This window comes from Archangium violaceum (assembly GCF_016887565.1).
GTDB classification, from domain to species: domain Bacteria; phylum Myxococcota; class Myxococcia; order Myxococcales; family Myxococcaceae; genus Archangium; species Archangium violaceum_B.
In genome coordinates this window covers 8,772,426-8,793,613 of sequence record NZ_CP069396.1, presented here as the reverse complement: position 1 = coordinate 8,793,613, position 21,188 = coordinate 8,772,426, and the positions used below count along the sequence as shown (strand labels likewise).

Here is a 21,188-nt window from a genome sequence, read left to right as displayed (position 1 = left end):
ATATGCCGAACGTCGTCGTCATCGGAGCGCAGTGGGGAGATGAGGGGAAGGGCAAGGTCGTGGACCTGCTCACCGAGCACGCCCAGGTGGTCGTGCGCTTCCAGGGAGGCAACAACGCGGGCCACACCCTCGTGGTGGGCGGCCAGAAGACGGTGTTGCACCTCATCCCCTCGGGCATCCTCCACGCGGGGAAGACCTGTGTCATTGGCAACGGGGTGGTGTTGGACCCCGCGGTGCTGGTGAAGGAGATCGACGCCCTCAAGGAGCGCGGCTTCTTGAAGGATGACTCGCATTTCCTCATCTCGGACAACGCGCACGTCATCTTCCCGTGGCACAAGCTGCTGGACTCGTACCGGGAGAAGGCCCGGGGCGTGAGCGCCATCGGCACCACGGGGCGGGGCATTGGTCCGGCCTACGAGGACAAGGTGGCCCGTCGGGGCATCCGCGTGCGCGACCTGCTCAACGCCGAGCGGCTGCGCAAGCGCATCGAGGAGCGGCTCCCGGGCGTGCGCGACGAGCTGCGCGAGCTGTGCCGCGCCGCGAACGAGCAGGTCCCCGAGCTGGACGTGCAGAAGTTCCACGAGGAGTTCTCCGCGCTGGGCGAGCGGCTGCGCCCCCACGTGACGGACGTGTCGCTCTACCTCTCGAGCCAGGTGCAGCGCGGGGCGCGCATCCTCTTCGAGGGCGCCCAGGGCACGCTGCTGGACGTGGACCACGGCACCTATCCGTTCGTCACCAGCTCCAACTGCGTGGCGGGCAACGCGGCGGTGGGCTCGGGCCTGGGCCCCACGGCCATCGACAAGGTGATGGGCATCAGCAAGGCCTACACCACGCGCGTGGGCGGCGGTCCGTTCCCCACGGAGCTGACGGACGAGACGGGCGACCGGCTGCGCAAGGTGGGTGACGAGTTCGGTGCAACCACGGGCCGTCCGCGCCGCTGCGGCTGGCTGGATGGCGTGGTGCTGCGCTACGCGGTGCGCGTCAACGGCCTGTGGGGCCTGGCGCTCACGAAGCTGGACGTGCTCTCCGGCCTCAAGACGCTGCAGATCTGCAACGCCTACGAGCTGGACGGCAAGCGCATCACCGAGCTGCCCGGGGACTACGAGGATCTGGCGCGCGTCAAGCCCATCTACGAGACGCTGCAGGGCTGGGACGACAAGCTCGCCGGGGTGCGCACCTTCGACGAGCTGCCGGAGAACGCCAAGCGCTACGTGCGCCGGGTGGAGGAGATCTGCGGCGTGCCCGTGGTCTGCATCTCCGTGGGCGCGGACCGCGGCGAGACGGTGCTCCTGCAGAACCCCTTCCGGAGCTGACGGGCTCGGAGCCGAGAAGCTCCGGACAATCGGAGTTCCCTGGAAGTCGACTCCTGGACTCCCCTGCCTGCCCGGCGGGGGAGTGGGTGGCGCACGTCAGACCGGAGTCTTAGTTTTTCCGGCATGGACAGGCGCGATGCGAAGGCAGGCAAGCAGGTGTTCCGTCCACACGCTGTGCTCGCGGCCGTCATGGGCGCCGCGACACTGCTCTGGTTGGGCGTGCTGGTGTACTTGCTCCGCTTCGACGGAGTCCCGGTTCAGACGTTCCTCTCGGCGCTCTTCTTCGTCCTCTTCTTCGGGGTGTCCGTGACGTACTACGGGCGCACCCGCATCGTGGTGGACTCGGGCGGCATGACGTACCGGGGCCTGGTGCGCACGCGGCGCTTCAGCTTCGCGGACATCCGCAAGGTGGATGTGATGCCCGGCCCGGTGACGGTGTACCCCGTGCGTGGTAGCCGGGGCTTCGTGCACTTCACCAGCCTCTTCGCGCATCACCGCCACCTGGCGCGGCTGCTCATCGAGCGCTCGGGTCTCTCTCCGATGCGCGCCTGAGGCTCAGGCCACCAGGGCGTAGGTGGCGAGCATCCCCACCAGGGCCAGCGTCGCCCCGAGCCCGATGAGCCACCACTCCCCCCGCGGCCGCGAGCCCTCCGGTGTCTCTTCACTGGAGGCCACCGTGGGGGAGTCGTCCGAGGCGGGGGCTGTCTCCTGCTCGGCGGGGGGCTCCTCCTCCTGGGGCGGAGGGGGCTCGGCCATGGGCGCCTGGAAGCGCAGCAGCGTCCGGCCCAGCTCGATGACGTCGCCCTCCTTCAACGTGGAGGCCGTCTCCACCCGCTGGCCGTTGAGGTAGAGGCCGTTGGGGCTGTCCAGGTCCTCCAGGAGGAAGGCCCCCTCCTGGTGACGGATGCGCGCGTGGCGGCGGGACACGGCGATGTCCCGCAGGCGCACCGAAGCCTCCTTGCCCCGGCCGATGTCGGTGCTCGCCTCGGCGAGGGCGAAGGTGCGGCCCACGTCCGCTCCCATGAGGCAGGTGAGGGCGGCGGCCCGCGAGGGGGGCGGTTCCTCCAGGTCCGTGAGGAGGTGTTTGAGCACGGCCATGGTGCCCACCTGCCGCTCGGTGTCTCCGGCGGGCGCCAACACCTTCAGGCTCATCCTCTCGGGTAGCCCCACCACCTCTCCCGGCAGCACCAGGCGCGGGACCCCCGGCGGCACCATCACCCCGGCCACGGTGAAGGCGCGGGTGGCCTCGACCATCAGGCGGTCGGCCTCGATGCGCAGCGTCAGCAGGCGGTCCGGGAGCCCCTCGAGCCGGACGTGGTCCTCGGCGCCTCCGCCCAGCAGGTGGATGCCCTCGGGCAGCTCGAAGGGGGTGGCGGTATTCAGGTGCTCGAATTCGAAGTGCATGGCTCCGGGCGGAGCAGCAATCCGGGTGCCGCTCCGGGCGGACCGGATTGCGGGGAGTTGCCGCCTCCTGGCCGTCTCGTCTCCGGCTGCCCATCCAAGTACGCGGACGGGCTCCGGGTCCCTTCTCCGAGACATCCTCCAGAGGGAGCCCTAGGATTCCCGGCCTCGATGCGTCCCCCCTTCCGCCTCCTGACGTTGTTGTCGCTCACGCTGCTCGCCACCGGTTGCCGCGACGAGCAGGCCGGACCGAAGCCCCGCGCCAAGGCCCTGCCACCCCCCGCCCAGGCCCGCGTGCTGGACGCCGCGCCGGCGGACCTCACCTGGCGCAGCGGGGTCACGTTCGCGGGGGGCGCGGTGCGCTACCTCGGCACGCGCGTCTCCCCTCCGGTGGCGGTGCCCGGTCAGCCGGTGCAGCTCTCGCACTACTTCGAGGCCCTGCGCCCCATGCCCCAGGGCTGGGAGTTCTTCGTGCACGTGGTGGATCCCTCCACCGGGCAGATGATGGTCAACGCGGACCACGGTTTCGCGGGAGGCGCGGCGCCGCTGGGCTCCTGGCCCGTGGGCAAGGTGGTGGAGGACGTCCACACGGTGCCCATGCCTCCGTCACCCAGCCGGGTGGTGCTCGGCTTCTGGCAGGGGGACGCCCGTCTCCCGGTGGATGACCCGAGCGCCCACATGGGTGACAACCGCCTCTTCGGCCCGCAGCTGGGTGGGGCCGCCCCCTTGCTGCCCGAGTACAGCGTGCGCCGTGCGGCGAAGGCCCCGGCCATCGACGGGGTGCTCGATGACGCGGTGTGGAAGGACGCCACCCCGGTGGTGCTCCGCGGCAGCTTCGATGGCCGCCCGGCCTCGCTGCGCACCGAGGCGCGTCTGGCCTACGACGACCAGCACCTCTACGTTGCCTTCGACGTGGAGGACCCGGACGTCTGGGGCACGTTGCGCAAGCGCGACGAGCCCATCTACGAGCAGGAGGTGGTGGAGATCTTCCTCGACGCCAACGCGGACGGGCGCACCTACAACGAGATGCAGGTGTCTCCGCACAACGTCACGTTCGACGCCTACTTCCCCGCGCGTCGGCAGGGAATGGATCTGGCCTGGGACTCGGGGATGACGACGGCGGTGAAGGTGCGCGGCACGTTGGACGAGCCGTCGGACCGCGACGAGGGCTGGCGGGTGGAGATGCGCATCCCCTTCGCCCGGCTGGCCGAGGTGCCGCGCCTGCCCCCGGGCAAGGGAGACCGCTGGCGCTTCAACCTCTACCGGTTGGAGCACGTGGAGCGGCGGCAGGTGGAAGGCCAGGCCTTCTCCCCCCTCTTCGTGGGGGACTTCCACGCGCTGCCACGCTTCGGGTGGCTCGTCTTCGAGTAGCCGCTACGAGTGCGGGGAGATCTCCCAGTGGGCGTCCGCGATGGAGCGCTCGGTGGGGTCCCCCAGGAAGCGCAGGAAGCCGCGCAGCTCGAGGGTGTCGATGAGCTCCTCGGCTTCGTATTCGGAGAAGCCCTTCATGTCGACGAGCATGTCGCGCATGAGCGACTTGCCGCGCAGGTAGCCCACGGGCTCGCCCGGGGCCAGCTTTTGCTTCAGTTCGGCGGTGAGCTGACGCAGATCAAGGTCGTCGGAAATCATCGCCTCAAGGTTGGGGATGCGAGGCCACCGGGGCAACCTGGGGCTCCGGAGCTGGGCCATCGGGCGGCAGGAAGGCACTCAGGCGGACGTCTTTCCCATCGCTCTCCAGGGTGATGGCACCGTGCACATCCGTACGGAGGCACTCGGTGCCCAGGGTGCGGTAGCGCTCCTCCACCTCCGGATGGGGAAAGCCGAAGCGGTTGCGGCGGCCCACGCAGAAGACGACATACCGGGGGCGGACCCGCTCGAGGAGCTCCTCCGTGGACGAGGTGCGCGAGCCATGGTGGGCGGCCTTCAACACCGTCACCCGTCCGAGCTTCCCGGTCGCGAGGAGCGCGGCCTCGCCCTCTTCCTCCACGTCGCCGGGGAGCAGCACGGTGACGTCTCCATGGCGCACGAGCAGCACCACGCTCTTGTCGTTCGCGCCCTCCATCAACTCACGGTCCTCGGGCGGGCCGAGCACCTCCAGGGTGGCCTCTCCCAGTGGGAAGGCGGGGTGCCCGAGCTGTACCTCCTCCACCCGGGCCCCCATGGCCGCGGCGATGAGCTGCTTCGACAGGGGCCCGTCCGCGCTGCCGGCGGAGAGCCAGAGGCGCTCGGTGCGCACCTGCGCCAGCGTGGAGATGAGCCCGAGCGCATGGTCCGGGTGGGGGTGGGAGAGGACGGTGAGGTCCAACCTGTCGATGCGCGAGGCCTTCAGGAAGGGGACGATGACCCGCTGCCCCGGATCCGCGCCGCCGGGCACGCCGCCTCCGTCGAGGAGCACGTGGTGCCCGCGAGAGCTGAGCACCATCGAGTCTCCCTGACCCACGGAGAGGAAGGTGATGCGCAGACCGGGCTCGGGCGCGAGGCGGGGCAGGAGGACGACGAGCACCACCCCCAGCGGGGTGAGGAGCCCACCCAGACGCCAGCGCCGCTCACCGAGTGCCCAGCACGCGAGCCCCGCGGCGTAGAGCAGGGAGGCCGTGACGCCGAAGGAGGGCAGCTCCATCGTGGCCAGCGGCACGTGCGCGAAGAAGCGGGTGAGCCAGAGCAGCAGCTCCGAGACCCAGGCCCCGCCCCACAGCAGCGGAGTGGCCAGCACGGGCGCCACCACGTACAGGGCCGCGCCGCCCGCCGCGAAGCCGGTGAGCAGGCCGCACAGGGGCATGCAGACGATGTTGGAGACGAGGCCGGCGAGGCTCGCGCGGCCGAAGGTGCCCGCCACCAGGGGCATGCTGGCCACCGTCACCGCGGCGCTCGCGCAGAACGTCTCCAGCACCGTCTCCCGGGTGCTCGCGAGCAGGCGCTTCACCCGGTGGGACTCCTTCGGGTCCGGAGGAGGGAGGGGGATGGCCTCGCGCAGGGCGGGGGTGAGCAGCAGCAGGCTGAAGACGGCGAGGAAGGAGAGCTGCAGCGACAGATCGACGACGCTGGAGGGCGCCCAGGCGACGAGCACCGCGGCGGCGGTGGCCAGGCTGTTGAGCCCATCGGCCCGCCGCCAGAGCGCGAGCCCCAACAGCACCACGCTGGCCATCACCGCCGAGCGCACCGCGGGAGGCTGGTTGCCGGTGAAGACGACGTAGGCCCAGACGAAGGGCACGGAGGCGGGGGCCGCCAGCCGGCGGGCATCCACCCGGCGCAGGCTCCGCAGCCGCGCCCCGGCCCGGACGAACACCTGGCGCAGCAGGGCCAGCGTCATGAGCGCGAGCGCCGCCACGTGCAGTCCACTCACGCTGAGTACGTGTGCGAGCCCACTCCGAGAGAAATCCTCCTCCAGGGAGTCATCGAGCGCGGCGCGCTGTCCGGCGGCCAGGGTGAGGAAGAGGGCCGCGGCGTCGGGCGAGGGGGCCACGGCGCGCACCGCCTGGGAGAGCCCTTCCTGCGTGCGCACCAGGTACTGGCGCCAGCCGGAAGGCGGGGACAGCACGAGCAGCCGCGAGCCCTGGATGCTGCCGGAGAAGGCGAGTCCCTGTCGCCACCGTGTCGCGGATAAATCCTTTTCTCCGGGGTTCGACGCGGGCTCGAGCGGCTTGAGTTTCGCCTCGGCGCGCAGGCGCTGTCCGGGCAGGAGCGGGGGTGGCTCGCCATGGACGTAGAGGCTCGCGTGGAAGCGCGCGGGGCTTCCGGCGCCCTGTCCCACGCGAGCCACCGCGACGAGGAGTCGAGTGGAGTCCTCGAAGCGGTCCACGCGCTCCACCTCGCCCTCGAGCACCGTGGTGCCTCCTGCCGCGAGGGCATGAGGCACATCGGCACCGGCCTCCAGGGTGGCCAGGCCCGCGCCGGTGAACCCCAGACACAGGAGCACGCCCAGATGAGCACCGGGCAAGCGAGCGAGCCACAGGGAGAGAATCCCCAGGGCCGAAGCAACCATTAGTTGGAATAATCCACCAATGACCTGCGTTCTCAGTCCCAGACCCGCGCCGAGCATGAGGCTCACAGCGGGAAAGAAAAGAGGACGCGCGGTCAGATCGCGCCACGAGTACCGGCCCACCATCCACCCCCACCACCCACCCGATCCGTCCCGTCGTGGTGCACCGCCCTACCGAGCGAGCGCATACACGCAAAGGTGCCCAGGCTAGTCGGGAAATTCCGGGCGGGTCAAGGCTTCAATGTTGCTGGATGGGGTCGATTGTGGTACTCGTGCTCTGCTTTCTGAGGCCGGGTGTCAAGCCAAGCCATCGTAAGGAGGCGGTAACGAGTGCAGACGAGCTTCAAGACCGGCGATAAGGCGGTTTACCCGGGGCAGGGTGTCGGCGAGGTGATGGGTATCGAGCACACCGAAGTAGCCGGGCAGCGCCAATCCTTCTATGTGCTGCGCATCCTGGAGAATGGGATGCGGATCATGATCCCGATCAACAAGGTGGGATCGGTCGGCCTCCGGGAGATCATCAGCGAGGAGGATGTCAAGCAAGTCTACTCCATCCTGAAGGAGAAGGACATCTCGGTCGACTCCACGACGTGGAACCGTCGCTACCGGGAGTACATGGAGAAGATCAAGACGGGCTCGGTGTTCGAGATCGCCGAGGTGCTTCGCGACCTGTACCTCCTCAAGGGAGACAAGGACCTGTCGTTCGGTGAGCGCAAGATGCTGGACACGGCGCGCTCGCTGCTCATCAAGGAACTGTCGCTGGCCAAGGACTGCTCCGAGGAAGAGATCGAGTCGGATCTGAAGAAGATCTTCAACATCGCCTAGTCGTCACGAGGCGGAGTTAAAAAACCCCGGTTCCCCGAAGGTGGGGACCGGGGTTTTTTCATGTCGAACGAGTCGGAGCTGCGGGAAGAGCGGGACCAGCGCATCGCGGAGCTGGAGGCGAGGATCCGCCGGCGTGGGGTGGGGGTGAGGGCGCCGGTGGCGGTGTTCGCGATGGTGGTGGGGAGCGTGCTGCTGGGGCTGCTGTGGAAGGACCTGACGTACTTCTTCTCACCGAGCACGCCGCTGACGCTGGGAGCGGAGGGGGCGTACCGGTACGAGGTGCTGGAGTCCAACCGCTACGTGCAGGTGCACGGAATCCCCACGATCCGAGGGGCCTACGGGCGAGACGGCGAAGACGTGTACGTGGTGGTGGGCCTGCGGGAGTCGCCCTTCCTGGTGCGCCGGCATGCGCTGCCGGGGGAGGAGTGGACGCCGGGGCGGGTGCCGAGACAGCCGGACCAGAGACCCTTCGGGGTGAGGGGGAGGCTGCTGTCGGAGGAGGACGCGAGACGCCACCAGGAGGGCTTCAAGCTGCTGAGGGAGTGGGGGGAGGTGCAGCCGAGGGATGGAAGACTGTGGCTGGTGGTGGAGGGTGAACGACCGCGAGGGGACAAAGGGGTGCCGTTCATCGCGCTGGTGCTGGTGACGTTCATCCTGGCGAACGCGGCGCTGTTGATCCGAGGACTCCACAAGCGCTTCAACCCCTCTCCCTCTGGGAGAGGGCCAGGGTGAGGGTCTACCGCTCGTTCCCCTGCTTGCTCTCCTGCATCTGCGCCTGAGCGAGCGCCTTGCGAATCAAGGGCGCATAGGTGCCCCAACCATTCGCGAGCTCCTGGTCGAGCTCGCGGGCGGTGGAGAAGTGCTGGAGGGCGGAAGAGGGGTCATGAGCGGCGAGCGCCGCGTTGCCGGCGATCCACTCGGCCTGGAAGCGAGAGAGGGTGGAGGCCAGGGCATCGAGGTGCGCGCGCCGGGCGAGGGAGAGGGCGGCCTCGACATTGCCGGCCTCGTAGCGGGAGCGGGCCTCGGCTTCGGCCTCGTCAGCGGAGTCCTGGGCGGACCGGGGCTCGGTGGGCGGAGGCTTGGAGACGACCTTCCCTGTCCCCGCCTTCGCTCGAGCGCCCACCTCCCGCTGCTTCGAGCCAGCGCCCTTCGAGGTCTCCGCGAGGGCCTGGGCACTGAGAGCCCGTGTCCCGGCGGCGCCCCTTACCTTCCCACCCGGGCGCTCGGGGGCAGGAGCCTGCTCGGCGACGAGGGGCTCCTCGGTGAAGGAGGACACCTCGGCCGGGGCGGCCCGCGAAGCCTCGGAAGTCCCGGCCACGGGGACCTCGGCCGGGTATCCGGGCTCCACCAGGGCCTCGGGGCCGGCGGTCTCTCCGCGGGAGCGCACGAGTCGCACCGCGGCGAGGGTGAGGAACACGGCCACGAGGGAGCCAGTGGCGGCGGCGAGCAGCACCAGGCGGCGGGAGCTCATGCCGACGCGGAGCGACGAGGTGGGCCTGTGGAGGGAGGCGCGAGGCCGCTCGGGGGTGGGGCCGGGCCCGCGCAGCCGCAGGAGCGCGTTGCCCAGGGCGATCTCATCTCCGGGGTGGAGCTCGACCTCGGCGGTGAGGCGGTCGCGGTTGACGTAGGTGCCGTTCTGGCTGCCGAGGTCCTTGAGGGAGAGGGCATCTCCCCGGCGGGTGAGCTGGGCGTGGCGGCGGCTGATGGAGGGGTGCTGGAGGCGCAGGTCGGACGTGGAGGCGCGGCCGAGCACGAGCACGCCCTGCTTGACGGGGATCAGCTGACCGGCACCGGGGCCGCGCTCGACATAGAGGAAGGCGGGGGCATGACCGGGGTCCTCGTACTCGCCGGAGTCGAAGCGGGCGGGCATCTCCCGGTCGCGGGCCTCGCGCGAGAGGCCCCCGGGGCCCCGGCGGCGGCGGCGGCGGGCGCCAGCGGGGTACTGGGGGACGCGCTGGGGGCGGGGGTCGTCGGCCTGGAGGGGGGCGACCTCGTCATCATCGAAGGGGAGCTCCACCTCCGCATCCTGGCGCGACGCCGGATCCCCAGGGGGGCCGGGCGAGCGGGGCGGGCGCTTGGGATTGGGAGGGCTCATCGGGGGGCATTCTCCCAGATTTGGCGGCAGACGGAGATAGGGTGCCGCGAGAAAGGCGGAGGAGAGTCCTTTTTCGGCTGCCTGGAGTGCTCAGGGGGAGGCAGTGTTCACTGTCCTGTCAGGCACTTGTGGTGGTGGCCGTGGGGAAGCCCTAGAGTCCGGCGTTCCACCCCGGACGGACAAACGGAGGTTCGAGAACGTGGCCGCAGCATCGATCCGCCTTTTCAACACGATGACGATGCAGAAGGAGACCCTGGAGCCGGCGGTGCCGGGCAAGCTGGGAGTCTACGTCTGCGGCCCGACGGTCTACAGCTACATCCACATCGGGAACGCGAGGACGTTTACCTCGTTCGACGTGGTGGTGCGCTACCTGCGCTATCGCGGCTTCGACGTGAAGTACGTGCGCAACTACACGGATGTAGACGACAAGATCATCAAGGCGGCTCACGAGACGGGCGAGCAGGCGGTGGAGCTGGCGGCGCGGTTCGTGGAGGTGTTCCGGGAGGACGCCCGGGCGCTGCACCTGCTGGAGCCGGACGTGTCGCCGAAGGTGAGCGACCACCTGCCGGAGATCATCGGCATCATCGAGAAGCTGGTGGAGCGGGGGGTGGCGTACGAGTCGCAGGGGGACGTGTACTTCTCGGTGAGGAAGTACCCGGAGTACGCGAAGCTGTCGAAGCGGAACGTGGACGACCTGTGCGCGGGCGAGCGGGTGCATCCGGGCGAGCAGAAGCACGAGCCGCTGGACTTCGCGCTGTGGAAGGCGGCGAAGCCGGGAGAGCCCGCGTGGGACAGCCCGTGGGGCAAGGGGCGGCCGGGCTGGCACATCGAGTGCTCGGCGATGAGCGCGAGGTACCTGGGAGAGACCTTCGACATCCACGGTGGGGCGTTGGATCTGATCTTCCCGCACCACGAGAACGAGATCGCGCAGAGCGAGGCGGCGAGCGGGAAGACGTTCGCGCGCTACTGGATGCACTGCGGCTTCCTCGACCTCGAGGGGGCGAAGATGTCCAAGTCGCTGGGGAACGTGGTGCGGCTGAGGGACGCGCTGGGGAAGGTGGATCCGGAGGCGCTGCGCTTCTTCTTCCTGTCGACGCACTACCGGCACCCGCTGGGCTTCGCGGACAAGGGGCTGGCGGACGCGGAGCAGCGCATGGAGTACTTCTACGAGACGCTGCGCAAGGTGGACGAGCGCGTGAGCGGGAAGGACTTCGGCAAGGGGGCGCTGTACGGGGAGCCGGCGCGGTTCCTGGCGGAGTTCGAGTCGCAGATGGACGACGACTTCAACACGGCGGGGGCGCTGGGGGTGCTGTCGGGGCTGTTCGCGCAGATGAACGAGCTGACGGACAAGCCGCCGGTGAAGGACAAGGCGCAGGTGGGGAGGACGCTACAGGCGCTGCGCGAGAGCGTGCGGAAGGTGTCTGGGGTGCTGGGCCTGTTCGAGGACGAACCATCGCAGTGGCTGCTCAGACGACGTGATCGCGCGGTGAAGGAGCGGGGCATCGACGTGGCGAAGGTGGAGCAACTGCTCCAAGCACGTGCGGATGCACGAAAGGCCAAGAACTTCGCGGAGGCGGACCGACTGCGCGAGGAGCTCAAGGCGCTGGGAGTCGAGAGCATGGACACGGCGGGAGGCACGGTGTGGAAGGTGTGCCCGGCGGTAGCACCCGAGCAGCCGAGCGCCTGAAAAACCCCTCGAAGAACCCCTCTCCCCCCGGGAGAGGGACGGGGTGAGGGTCGCTCGCATCCCAGGTTGAATCGGTGTCCGCCCCCTCTCCCTCTGGGAGAGGGCTGGGGTGAGGGTCTACCGTCGGACCATCCGAGCGACAAAACCCCCTGCGACACCCAACAGGTCGTGTTAGGGGCACACGAGCCATGAAGCGAACGCTGGTGCTCCTCGCAGCCCTGTTGCTCCTCCCGCTCGCCGCACAGGCGCAGCTCACCACGCCCGCGGAGAAATCCGCGTCCCGGACCATCCGGGGCGAGGATCTCCAGGCGCACGTGAGCTTCCTGGCGTCGGATCTGCTCGAGGGCCGAGGCCCCGGGACGCGCGGAGACGCGCTGGCGCAGCAGTACATCGCAACACAATTCCAGCTGTTGGGCCTGAAGCCAGCGGGGACGAACGGGAGCTACCTCCAACCGCTCGAGCTGGTGGGGATGACAGGCCACCCCAAGACGCTGAGCTTCACGAGCGGCTCAAGCCGAGCGGAGCTCCAGTACCACGACGACTTCATCGCGACCTCGGGAGCGCAGGCGGCGGAGGCGGTGCTGCGGGAGTCGGAGCTGGTCTTCGTGGGCTACGGCATCCAGGCGCCCGAGTACGAGTGGGACGACTTCAAGGGCAAGGACTTGAGGGGCAAGACGCTCGTCATCCTGAACAACGATCCGGAGGACGACCCGACACTCTTCGGGGGCAAGGCGCGGCTGAGGTATGGCCGGTGGGACTACAAATACGAGCAGGCGGCGAAGACGGGGGCGGCGGGGGCACTCATCATCCACACCACGCCGAGCGCGGGGTACTCGTGGCAGGTGGTGCAGACGTCCTGGTCGGGGGAGCAGTTCGAGTTACCAGCGCTGGGGGAAAAGCCGCGCCTGCAGGTGAAGGGGTGGATGACGGACGAGGCGACGCGGCGGGTGTTGCAGCTGGCGGGGAGGGACCTGGACGTGTTGCGCGCGGCGGCGCAGAAGCGCGACTTCCAGCCGGTGCCGCTGGGAGTGACGGTGTCCACGCGCTTCGCCAACCAGGTGCGCCGCCGGCCCACGGCGAACGTGCTGGGCCTCTTGCCGGGGAGCGATCCGAAGCTGTCGCGGGAGGTGGTGCTCTACTCGGCGCACCATGATCACCTGGGCCTGAAGGAGGACGCGAAGCCGGGCGAGGACGCCATCTACAACGGGGCGGTGGACAACGCGTCCGGCGTGGCGGCGATGCTCGAGGTGGCCAGGGCCTTCTCCCGGCTGCCGAAGGCGCCGCCGCGCTCCATCCTCTTCGCGGCGGTGGCGGCGGAGGAGCAGGGGCTGCTGGGCTCGCAGTACCTCGCCGAGCACCTGCCGGTGCCTCCGGGGCGCGTGGCGGCCAACATCAACATCGACGGGCTCAACATCCACGGGCGCACGAGGGACGTGACGGTCATCGGACTGGGCAAGTCCTCGCTGGACTCCGTCCTGGTGGCGATGGTCCGGGCGCAGGGGCGCATCGTGAAGGCGGACCAGTTGCCGGACCGGGGGTTCTTCTACCGCTCGGACCAGTTCAACTTCGCCCGGCTGGGCGTTCCCGCCGCCTACTTCAGCAGCGGCATGGACTTCATTGGCCGGCCGCCGGGGTGGGGCAAGGAGCGCCGGGAGAAGTGGGAGGCCCAGCACTACCATCAGCCCTCGGACGAGCTGACCCCGGACTGGGACTTCTCCGGCGCGGTGGAGGACGTACAGCTCTTCTTCCTGCTGGGCGCCAACGTGGCCCGGACGAGGGAGCTGCCTCGCTGGAACAAGGGGGACGAGTTCGAGGCCCCGCGTCTTCAGGCGCTCGAAGACCTGAAATCCCAGGGGGCGAGGTAGCGCTCGCTTCGTTCACCCTCTCGCGGATGGACGTTTTGCACCCGGCAACCCCCTACTCCGGGTGTTAAACCTGGGGCCATGCCTGAGTTCCAACTCGTCAGCGACTACAAGCCCCAGGGCGACCAACCGCGCGCCATCGGAGAGCTCACCGAAGCCGTGCTGCGCGGGGACCGCTACCAGACGCTGCTGGGCGTCACGGGGTCGGGCAAGACGTTCACCATGGGCAACGTCATCGCCAACGTGAAGCGGCCCACGCTGCTCATCGCGCACAACAAGACGTTGGCCGCGCAGCTCTACGGCGAATACAAGTCGCTCTTCCCGCACAACGCCGTCGAGTACTTCGTCTCCTACTTCGACTACTACCAGCCCGAGGCGTACATCCCCACGACCGACACGTTCATCGAGAAGGACTCCTCGGTGAACGATGAGATCGAACGGATGCGCCACTCGGCCACGCACTCGCTGCGCACGCGCGACGACGTGATCATCGTGGCCAGCGTGTCCTGCATCTACGGCCTCGGTACCGCGCGCTCGTACGTGGACATGGCCGTGACGGTGAATCTGGGGGCCGAGCTGGGCCGCGACAGCTTCATCCGCAAGCTGGTGGAGAGCCAGTACGACCGGAACGATCTGGACTTCCACCGCGGCACCTTCCGCGCTCGCGGCGACACCGTGGAAGTGTTCCCCGCCTACGAGGAGGAGCGCGCCGTGCGCGTCAGCTTCTTCGGCGACGAGGTGGAGAAGATCACCGAGTTCGATCCCCTGCGCGGCGTGACGCTGGGCGAGCTGGACAAGGTCGTCATCTTCCCCGCGAGCCACTACGTCACCGAGGTGGACACGCGGAAGCGTGCGCTGCAGACCATCCGCGACGAGCTGTCCGAGCGGCTCCAGCAGTTCAAGCACGAGGGCAAGCTGCTGGAGGCCCAGCGCCTGGAGCAGCGCACGATGTACGACCTCGAGATGATCGAGCAGGTGGGTTACTGCAACGGCATCGAGAACTACTCGCGGCACTTCTCGGGCCGGACGCCCGGCGAGCCGCCGCCGTGCCTGCTGGACTACTTCCCGCGCAACATGCTGGTGCTCATCGACGAGAGCCACCAGACGGTGCCGCAGATCGGCGCCATGTACCGGGGGGACCGCTCGCGCAAGGAGACGCTGGTGGGTCACGGCTTCCGCCTGCCGAGCGCCCTGGACAACCGCCCGCTCAAGTTCAACGAGTTCGAGGAGATGGTGCAGCAGGCCATCTTCGTCTCCGCCACTCCCGCCGAGTACGAGCTGCAGAAGTCCAAGGGCGTGGTGGTGGAGCAGATCATCCGCCCCACGGGCCTGACGGACCCCGAGGTGGAGGTGCGCCCGGCGCGCAACCAGGTGGATGACGTGCTGGAGGAGGTGCGCAAGCGCGTGGCGAAGAACGAGCGCGTGCTCGTCACCACCCTCACCAAGCGCATGGCGGAGGATCTCACCGAGTACCTCGCCGACGTGGGCGTGAAGGTGCGCTACCTGCACTCGGACATCGGCGCCATCGAGCGCACCGCCATCATCCGCGACCTGCGCAAGGGCGAGTTCGACGTGCTCGTGGGCATCAACCTGCTGCGCGAGGGCCTCGACATCCCCGAGGTGTCCCTGGTGGCCATCTTCGACGCGGACAAGGAGGGCTTCCTGCGCAGCCACGTGTCCCTCATCCAGACCATCGGCCGCGCCGCGCGCAACCTCAACGGCCGCGTCATCATGTACGCCGAGAGCATGACGGACTCGATGAAGCTGGCCCTCGAGGAGACCAACCGCCGCCGCGAGGTGCAGCGCGCCTACAACGAGCAGCACGGGATTACGCCCAAGGCGGTGAAGAGCCACATCCTCGACCTGGCCGAGCACCTCTACGACGCGGATCCGTCCGCGCTGCCCATGGCGGCGGACTCGGCCAACGACGTGCTGGAGCCCAAGGAGCTCAAGCGCCTCATCGGCGAGTTCACCAAGGACATGACGCACTACGCGGACCAGATGCAGTTCGAGAAGGCCGCCGAGCTGCGCGACCGCATCCTGCTGCTCAAGGACATGGAGCTGGGGCTCAAGCCCCCCAGTCGCTCGCTGCTCAAGGCCCCGCTCAAGCCCGCCGATGACAAGAAGCCCGGCACGCCCGGTTCTCGTGGCGGAGGTGGAAAGCGGGGAGGCCCGTCCCGAGGCAAGGACACCGGCGGCCCTCCTCACGGCAAGACGGGCATCGGACCGAGGAAGAGCCGCTAAACCCCTATGGACGCGAAGCTCCAGGCCAAGCTGGACGCCCTGCCCACCGAGCCCGGCGTGTACCTGATGAAGGACCGCCAGGGTGAGATCATCTACGTGGGCAAGGCGGTCAACCTGCGCAACCGCGTGCGCTCCTACTTCACCCGCACCGGGGACACGCGCGCCTTCGTGTCGCTGCTGGATCGGTTCCTCGGCGACATCGAGACGGTGCTCGTCCACAACGAGAAGGAAGCCCTCCTCCTCGAGAACGAGCTCATCAAGAAGCACAAGCCGCGCTTCAACGTCCTGCTCAAGGACGACAAGCAGTACATCTCGCTGCGGCTGGATCGCTCCCAGGACTACCCGCGGCTGGAGGTGGTGCGGAAGTACCAGAAGGACGGCGCGCGCTACTTCGGCCCGTACTCCAGCGCGAGCGCCATCCGCGAGACCCTGCGCATCATCAACCGCTTCTTCCACCTGCGCACGTGCACGGACCACGTGCTCGCCAACCGCAAGCGGCCCTGTCTGCTGCACCAGATCGGCCGCTGCCCCGCGCCCTGCGTCTACCCCGTCTCCGTGGAGGAGTACCGCAAGAGCGTGGACGAGGTGGCCCTCTTCCTGGAGGGCAAGGCCGGCGAGCTGGTGGACGGACTGCGCGCGCGCATGAAGCAGGCCTCCAGCGAGCTCAAGTTCGAGGAGGCCGCGCGCATCCGGGATCAGCTCCTCGCCATCGAGCGCAGCCTCGAGCGCCAGAAGGTGGCCACCACCGACTTCAAGGACCAGGACGTCTTCGCCGCCCACCGCGAGGGGGATCGGCTGCTCGTGTACGTCCTCTACGTTCGCCAGGGCCGGCTCAACGGCGGCATGGCCTTCCCGCTCGGCAGCCAGGAGTTCCCCGACGAGGAGCTGCTGCCGTCCTTCGTCAACCTCTATTACGACCAGGGCAACTTCGTCCCCGAGGAGGTGTTGCTCCCGCTCGACATCGAGGAGCGTGAGGGTCTGGAGGCGCTGCTCACCGAGCGCAAGGGCGACAGGGTGCGCGTGATGGTGCCCAAGCGCGGCGAGAAGCGCGACCTGGTGGAGATGGCGCAGAAGAACGCCGAGCAGGCCACGATCGAGCGCCGCCGCACCAAGGACGAGACGGAGGTGGTGCTGCGCCGGCTCCAGGAGCGGCTCCACCTGCGCAACCTGCCGCGCCGCATGGAGTGCTTCGACATCTCGCACTTCCAGGGCGCCAGCATCGTCGCCTCCCAGGTGGCCGCCACCGACGGGGAGATCGACAAGTCCCGCTACCGCCGCTACCGCATCAAGACCCTGGAGAAGCAGGACGACTTCGCCAGCATGCACGAGGTCATCACCCGCCGGCTCCAACGCGGCCAGGAGGAGGGGGACCTGCCCGACCTGCTGGTCATCGATGGAGGCAAGGGACAGCTCGCCAGCGCGCTCGCCGCCGCCAAGGACGTGGGCATCGAGGGCGTGGACATCATCTCCCTGGCCAAGAGCCGGGACCAGGAGGTGCACGACCGGGACGAGGAGAGTTCCCGCAGCCCGGAACGTGTGTTCATCCCCCACCGCAAGGATCCCATCGTCCTGCGGCAGAACTCGGCGGAGCTCTACCTGCTCGCCCGCCTGCGCGACGAGGCCCACCGCTTCGCCATCACCTTCCAGCAAAAAAGCATGCGCAAGGGCAACTTCCACTCCGTCCTGGAGGACATCCCCGGGGTGGGGGACGTGCGCAAGAAGCTGCTCCTGCGCCACTTCGGCTCGCTCAAGCGGGTGCGCGAGGCCACCATCGAGGAGCTGGCCGAGGTGCTCGGGCCCACGGTGTCCGAGCGGGTCCACGCGGCGCTCCATGGCCACCCCGAGGAGGAATCGGAGGATCCCATCCGCGAAGCGTCCCTGGCGGATGCGGGTGCCCTGGTGGACGAAAAGTCAGAAGAAGGGTCGCCACCCGGCTCGCCGTGATTAATTTCCGCTCGAAAGCGGAACGGCATAAGGCTGCTGAATCCGCGATGTTCCTGGGGTTTTTCATTGCGACTGGGCTTCACGCTGATTTATAGCGAACGGGTCCAGTCGATATGTGTTCAGAGGACGAGGGACCGACATGAGGCTCTATCCAAAGGTGATCCCGATCATCTCCCGGGAGGTCGTCCAAAGGTTGATGCAGGACGGGGATATCGAGGTGGAGCCGATGCGCGTGGCTGACGCCGAGATGGACCTGTCCGCCATCATGCGCGAGTACCTGGCCAACGAGGAGCGCGTGAACCAGGCCACGCGCGAGGCCTTGGAGCGTCGCGGTTACGACTACTCCAAGTTCAACCAGGTCAAGCGTGAGATGGCCGACGTTCGCGGCTTCAAGATGGGCGACGAGGGCATCGAATACGTCATCAACCAGATGATCGAATTCCTCCTCATCAGCCGGAACGTCGAGGAGGTCTACGCCGCCGACAACATCCTGCGGCAGAAGATCCACGTGGTGATGAAGAAGCACCTCGACGTGGACGAGGAGATCGACAAGGAGGCCCGCTCCCGCCTGAAGCACCTGCAGGAGGGCACCAGCGCCTTCGACATCGAGTACAACAAGACGGTGGAGCAGATCCGCCGCGCTCGCGGTCTCATCTAGGCACCCGTCGGGCGGAGCGGGCGCTGGCCCGCTCGGTCGCTCAGGGGCGCCAACCCCCACCCCCGCTGCCTACCCTCCCCAGAGGAGGCAGTGTCGATGGTGGGAATCCTCTCCAGTGTCATGCTCGCCGGGCTGCTCACGGCCGGCCCGGACGGCTTCAGCTTCGACGGTCCCGAGGTCACCGCTCGCTCGGTGGGGAACGTCGGTTTCTTCACACAAGGCACCGTTCCCTTCACGGACCTCTTCGAGCGGGGTACCGGCTCGGTCGAGTTGAGCGTGAGGGACCGCATTGGCGACCCCCGGGCCACCTATGGTGACTCCGGGAGCCTCGTCGCCACCTTCGTCATTGCCGGTGAGACGTACCGGGTGGAGATGGACCGGGCGGGTTTCCCGCCTGCCCAGGCCCTGTCCGGGACCGTCACGGGAACGTTGCCTCCACCTCCGGCCCAGGCCATCGGGGGTGGGGTGCTGCTGAACCAGGACGTGCACGGCATGTCGGGGCTCGGCTTCCCCAGCACGACGCAGGTGCACGCGGTGGCGGCGGTGTGGGGCGTGGGCCGCGTCTGGCGCAACGGGGCGCTGCTCTCGGACACGGCCCTCATCTACGCCTCCGCGCTGAGCCACGGGGCGCACGCGGACGACGACACCTTCCGCGTGCTGCCGGTAGCCCGGCAGGGAGACACCGAGGTGGAGGTGCTGGTCTGGAACCTGCCGCCCACCTCCGAGCCTCGTGGCTTCATCCAGCTGGGCTTCGACGACGTGGCCATTACCGTCGATGGCGCCTCGGTGCCCTCGGTCGCGGCGATGCCCGCGGCGGGCCTGTTCGCGGGGGTGCCGTCGCCGAGCACGCCAGTGCCAGGGGGGTCTTCGCCCGCGTCCGTCCCCAGCACCTCGTCGCAGCCACAGCAGCAGCAGGGTGTGGGGGGCTCCGGACTGGCGGGCACCGGACAGACGGACACGGGGGCCGTGGCGGGCACGCAGCCGGGTGTCACGCTGGGGACGGGCTTGTCGCCCCAGGCGGGGACGCAGCAGGGAACGCCGGAGACCGACATCACCCTGCCGGGAGTCGCACGGTCCCTGGATGACTCGGCCGTGGCCTTCGAGAACCCGGGCCGGGTGTCGACCTCCCGGCCGCGAGCCGACCAGCCCGATGCGCTGCCGGACGGGACGCGGCCGGAGACCATCCCTCCCTCCTTCGTGTCGCCGGACAACACGGGACGGGTGGCGATCAGCGTGGGCGCGCCCTCGACGCCCGGTGATTTCGACGCGCAGGTCCCCGGGTTGCAGCCGAACCCCCTCCCGGGCAACTTCCTCAACCCCGAGCGTCAGACGACCTCTACCCAGCTGCCCCCCACCACGGTGAGCGGCTTCGTACCGCAGACCCCGGTGCAGCAGCCCACCCAGCTGTCCACCAGTGGCTCGTTCTCCGTGGTGTCGTCGGTTCCCGGGGTGCCCGTCGGGTCGGGCTTCGCCTTCGGTGGCCCCCGGCTGGCGACCGGAGTGATTCAGACGCCAGGGACCGCGCAGTCGCGGACGGTCGCGGTGCCGCTCGTCTCCACGCCGCAGCCCATCAACGCGCAGCAGCCGGTGCCGCTCGTCTCCACGCCACAGCCCATCAACGCGCAGCCCGCGGTGCCCCTCATCGCCAGTCCGCCGCCGCTCAACTCGCAACCCATCTCGGGGACGCTCCCGGGTTCCCCGGCGTCGGCGGCCACGGCCGTTCCAGGTGCGACGACGCCGACGACGACTCCGGGCCTGGTGCCCCCGGTGACGGGCACCACCGGGGGGACTTCGGGTGGCGCGGCTCCCTCGCCCTGACCGTGTCGGCTCCCTCTCCCTCTGGGAGAGGGTTGGGGTGAGGGTCGTCGGCGGGGGCGAAAAATTGACCCCCTGCTACCGGCCTGTAGCTTGTCGCACATGACAACACCCGCTGCCGCCCTCGTTGCCGCCCCCGCGACGCTGCGCCGCGCGGGGGGCGATCCGCTCCGTCAGACGATGGAGCATCTCGGCCACGCCCTTCCCGAGCGTGCCGACGCCACCGTGCTGCTGGACTTCCTGGAAGATGACCTCCGCGAGGGACTCGATGCGCTCGGCGACGTCGAGGCGCACTTCACCGACGTACTCGATGCGCTCCAGCCGGGGTCGCTCTCGCCCATGTCGCTGCTCGACGCGGGAGACGACTACCTCGTGCTGCAGCGGCTGGATGTGCTGGTGGACGTGGTGACGCGGGTCCGCCGCCGACTGTCGCAGGCGGCGGGGTTGATGCGCCAGACGTCTACCACTTGAGCTGTTCCTTGCCCTGGGCCTGCTTCGCCTTCTCGCCCGGGCGCGAGTACGAGGTGAGGGTGGCGCGCACCGCCCCGAGGTCGATGCTGCCCACGGCCGCGAGCGGCAGCCGGCGCTCGTCGTCGGTGATCCACACGTGCACCTCGCGCGACATGGAGGGCTTGTCGAGGCGCACCGCGGTGCCCGACAGGTGCCAGGCCTCGAACTCGCCGAGCGGCATCGACACGTGCTCGCGCTTCATCACGGTGCCCGTCATGCGCCACATGCGGCGCACGCCGTAGACGTCGAAGCACACGGGCAGGCCTTCCTTCATGGGCAGCTGGCGCATCATGTAGATGGTGCCGGCCACGTCCAGGCCCTCGTGGTCGTAGGAGTAGTTGTTGGTGCCCGGCTTGCCCTTCTGGGTGTAGTTCACGCGGACGCTGCGGTCCTTGGGGTTGAAGGCCACGTCCACGGTGCGGCGCACCTCGTTCTCGGTGGCGTCCTCGGTGTAGCGCGAGGGCCGGAGCGTCTTGGGGTGCAGGTAGCTCACCGCGGTGGCGTCCACCTTGCGCACCTTGGAGAAGAAGGAGTTGGTCTGCACCTTGATCTGCACAGGCAGGGAGCCGTCCTGCTTCTTCTGCACCTGCATGGTCATCTTCCCGGCGGTGGCGCCCATGGCGTCGAGGTCGAACTCGAGCAGCTCGCCCGGGGCGAAGGCCAGCGGGTTGCGCAGGACGGGCAGCCGCTGGCCACAGGGGGCGACCTTGGCCGGAGCCGGCGCGGACTTCGGCGCCTTCTCCTCGGAGGGAGACTCGGAGTCGGGCAGCTGGGCCCAGGCAGCGGAGGAGAAGCAGGCGAGGAGGGCCGCGAGGAGGGGGCGCATGTCGGTCATCATCCTGGATGATCCCATGA

17 protein-coding genes are annotated in these 21,188 nt (G+C 69.0%); 12 read left to right on the top strand and 5 right to left on the bottom strand.

Features of this window, described 5'->3' with window-relative positions:
• Nucleotides 1-2 precede the first annotated feature (2 nt).
• Together JRI60_RS35005 and JRI60_RS35000 are read left to right on the top strand one after the other, a co-directional pair.
• Nucleotides 3-1,313 carry an adenylosuccinate synthase gene (locus JRI60_RS35005; RefSeq protein ID WP_204220263.1) on the top strand — a complete coding sequence of 437 codons (1,311 nt, stop codon included), beginning with the start codon at nt 3-5 and terminating at the stop codon, nt 1,311-1,313.
• Nucleotides 1,314-1,436: 123 nt separating this feature from the next.
• Nucleotides 1,437-1,865 (top strand): PH domain-containing protein, encoded by a 429-nt coding sequence (locus JRI60_RS35000; RefSeq protein WP_204220262.1) that lies wholly within the window; start codon nt 1,437-1,439, stop codon nt 1,863-1,865.
• A 3-nt stretch (nt 1,866-1,868) separates the two neighbouring features.
• Here JRI60_RS35000 and JRI60_RS34995 read toward each other — a convergent pair whose 3' ends face one another.
• Nucleotides 1,869-2,717 (bottom strand): FHA domain-containing protein, encoded by an 849-nt coding sequence (locus tag JRI60_RS34995; protein ID WP_204220261.1) that lies wholly within the window; start codon nt 2,715-2,717, stop codon nt 1,869-1,871.
• Nucleotides 2,718-2,885: 168 nt separating this feature from the next.
• On the opposite strand from JRI60_RS34995, the gene JRI60_RS34990 reads away from it, so the two are divergent.
• A complete protein-coding gene (locus JRI60_RS34990; protein WP_204220260.1) occupies nt 2,886-4,085 on the top strand; it encodes a carbohydrate-binding family 9-like protein in 1,200 nt (399 codons plus the stop codon).
• A 3-nt stretch (nt 4,086-4,088) separates the two neighbouring features.
• On the opposite strand, the gene JRI60_RS34985 is transcribed toward JRI60_RS34990, so the two are convergent.
• Both JRI60_RS34985 and JRI60_RS34980 read right to left on the bottom strand, forming a co-directional pair.
• The gene (locus JRI60_RS34985) at nt 4,089-4,343 is read right to left on the bottom strand and encodes a hypothetical protein (RefSeq protein WP_204220259.1); all 255 of its coding nucleotides are present in this window, start codon (nt 4,341-4,343) and stop codon (nt 4,089-4,091) included.
• A 4-nt stretch (nt 4,344-4,347) separates the two neighbouring features.
• Complete coding sequence (locus JRI60_RS34980; protein ID WP_239469879.1) at nt 4,348-6,819, bottom strand: DNA internalization-related competence protein ComEC/Rec2; 2,472 nt, start codon at nt 6,817-6,819, stop codon at nt 4,348-4,350.
• Between the two features lie 204 nt (nt 6,820-7,023).
• Between JRI60_RS34980 and JRI60_RS34975 the strand changes: the two genes are divergently transcribed.
• Together JRI60_RS34975 and JRI60_RS34970 are read left to right on the top strand one after the other, a co-directional pair.
• Nucleotides 7,024-7,518 carry a CarD family transcriptional regulator gene (locus tag JRI60_RS34975; RefSeq protein ID WP_204220258.1) on the top strand — a complete coding sequence of 165 codons (495 nt, stop codon included), beginning with the start codon at nt 7,024-7,026 and terminating at the stop codon, nt 7,516-7,518.
• A gap of 60 nt (nt 7,519-7,578) precedes the next feature.
• Nucleotides 7,579-8,250, top strand: a complete 672-nt coding sequence (locus JRI60_RS34970) for a hypothetical protein (RefSeq protein WP_204220257.1) — start codon at nt 7,579-7,581, stop codon at nt 8,248-8,250.
• A gap of 4 nt (nt 8,251-8,254) precedes the next feature.
• Here JRI60_RS34970 and JRI60_RS34965 read toward each other — a convergent pair whose 3' ends face one another.
• Complete coding sequence (locus JRI60_RS34965) at nt 8,255-9,613, bottom strand: FHA domain-containing protein (protein ID WP_204220256.1); 1,359 nt, start codon at nt 9,611-9,613, stop codon at nt 8,255-8,257.
• 232 nt (nt 9,614-9,845) lie between these two features.
• On the opposite strand from JRI60_RS34965, the gene cysS reads away from it, so the two are divergent.
• From cysS to JRI60_RS34930, 7 genes are all read left to right on the top strand, one after another.
• Nucleotides 9,846-11,300, top strand: a complete 1,455-nt coding sequence (cysS, locus tag JRI60_RS34960) for a cysteine--tRNA ligase (RefSeq protein ID WP_239470874.1) — start codon at nt 9,846-9,848, stop codon at nt 11,298-11,300.
• Between the two features lie 188 nt (nt 11,301-11,488).
• A complete protein-coding gene (locus tag JRI60_RS34955; protein WP_204220254.1) occupies nt 11,489-13,165 on the top strand; it encodes a M20/M25/M40 family metallo-hydrolase in 1,677 nt (558 codons plus the stop codon).
• A 78-nt stretch (nt 13,166-13,243) separates the two neighbouring features.
• Nucleotides 13,244-15,406 (top strand): excinuclease ABC subunit UvrB, encoded by a 2,163-nt coding sequence (gene uvrB / locus JRI60_RS34950; RefSeq protein ID WP_204220253.1) that lies wholly within the window; start codon nt 13,244-13,246, stop codon nt 15,404-15,406.
• A gap of 6 nt (nt 15,407-15,412) precedes the next feature.
• On the top strand, nt 15,413-17,350 hold the full coding sequence (gene uvrC / locus JRI60_RS34945; RefSeq protein ID WP_204220252.1) for an excinuclease ABC subunit UvrC: 1,938 nt from the start codon (nt 15,413-15,415) through the stop codon (nt 17,348-17,350).
• 139 nt (nt 17,351-17,489) lie between these two features.
• On the top strand, nt 17,490-18,008 hold the full coding sequence (locus JRI60_RS34940; protein WP_204220251.1) for a DUF507 family protein: 519 nt from the start codon (nt 17,490-17,492) through the stop codon (nt 18,006-18,008).
• A 96-nt stretch (nt 18,009-18,104) separates the two neighbouring features.
• The gene (locus tag JRI60_RS34935; protein ID WP_204220250.1) at nt 18,105-19,826 is read left to right on the top strand and encodes an elastin; all 1,722 of its coding nucleotides are present in this window, start codon (nt 18,105-18,107) and stop codon (nt 19,824-19,826) included.
• A gap of 99 nt (nt 19,827-19,925) precedes the next feature.
• A complete protein-coding gene (locus tag JRI60_RS34930; RefSeq protein WP_204220249.1) occupies nt 19,926-20,294 on the top strand; it encodes a hypothetical protein in 369 nt (122 codons plus the stop codon).
• On the opposite strand, the gene JRI60_RS34925 is transcribed toward JRI60_RS34930, so the two are convergent.
• Nucleotides 20,284-21,168, bottom strand: a complete 885-nt coding sequence (locus JRI60_RS34925; RefSeq protein ID WP_204229225.1) for a DUF3108 domain-containing protein — start codon at nt 21,166-21,168, stop codon at nt 20,284-20,286. The genes JRI60_RS34930 and JRI60_RS34925 overlap by 11 nt on opposite strands.
• Nucleotides 21,169-21,188 lie beyond the last annotated feature (20 nt).

Bases quoted from the DNA above. Each gene is read 5' to 3' on its own strand.
- JRI60_RS34965 (WP_204220256.1), bottom strand. From the start codon at position 9,613: ATGAGCCCTCCCAATCCCAAGCGCCCGCCCCGCTCGCCCGGCCCCCCT.
- JRI60_RS34990 (WP_204220260.1), top strand. From the start codon at position 2,886: ATGCGTCCCCCCTTCCGCCTCCTGACGTTGTTGTCGCTCACGCTGCTC.
- JRI60_RS34980 (WP_239469879.1), bottom strand. From the start codon at position 6,819: ATGGTGGGCCGGTACTCGTGGCGCGATCTGACCGCGCGTCCTCTTTTC.
- JRI60_RS35000 (WP_204220262.1), top strand. From the start codon at position 1,437: ATGGACAGGCGCGATGCGAAGGCAGGCAAGCAGGTGTTCCGTCCACAC.
- JRI60_RS34995 (WP_204220261.1), bottom strand. From the start codon at position 2,717: ATGCACTTCGAATTCGAGCACCTGAATACCGCCACCCCCTTCGAGCTG.
- uvrC (WP_204220252.1), top strand. From the start codon at position 15,413: ATGGACGCGAAGCTCCAGGCCAAGCTGGACGCCCTGCCCACCGAGCCC.
- JRI60_RS34955 (WP_204220254.1), top strand. From the start codon at position 11,489: ATGAAGCGAACGCTGGTGCTCCTCGCAGCCCTGTTGCTCCTCCCGCTC.
- JRI60_RS34985 (WP_204220259.1), bottom strand. From the start codon at position 4,343: ATGATTTCCGACGACCTTGATCTGCGTCAGCTCACCGCCGAACTGAAG.
- JRI60_RS34930 (WP_204220249.1), top strand. From the start codon at position 19,926: ATGACAACACCCGCTGCCGCCCTCGTTGCCGCCCCCGCGACGCTGCGC.
- JRI60_RS34935 (WP_204220250.1), top strand. From the start codon at position 18,105: ATGGTGGGAATCCTCTCCAGTGTCATGCTCGCCGGGCTGCTCACGGCC.
- JRI60_RS34970 (WP_204220257.1), top strand. From the start codon at position 7,579: ATGTCGAACGAGTCGGAGCTGCGGGAAGAGCGGGACCAGCGCATCGCG.
- cysS (WP_239470874.1), top strand. From the start codon at position 9,846: ATGACGATGCAGAAGGAGACCCTGGAGCCGGCGGTGCCGGGCAAGCTG.
- JRI60_RS34940 (WP_204220251.1), top strand. From the start codon at position 17,490: ATGAGGCTCTATCCAAAGGTGATCCCGATCATCTCCCGGGAGGTCGTC.
- uvrB (WP_204220253.1), top strand. From the start codon at position 13,244: ATGCCTGAGTTCCAACTCGTCAGCGACTACAAGCCCCAGGGCGACCAA.
- JRI60_RS35005 (WP_204220263.1), top strand. From the start codon at position 3: ATGCCGAACGTCGTCGTCATCGGAGCGCAGTGGGGAGATGAGGGGAAG.
- JRI60_RS34925 (WP_204229225.1), bottom strand. From the start codon at position 21,168: ATGACCGACATGCGCCCCCTCCTCGCGGCCCTCCTCGCCTGCTTCTCC.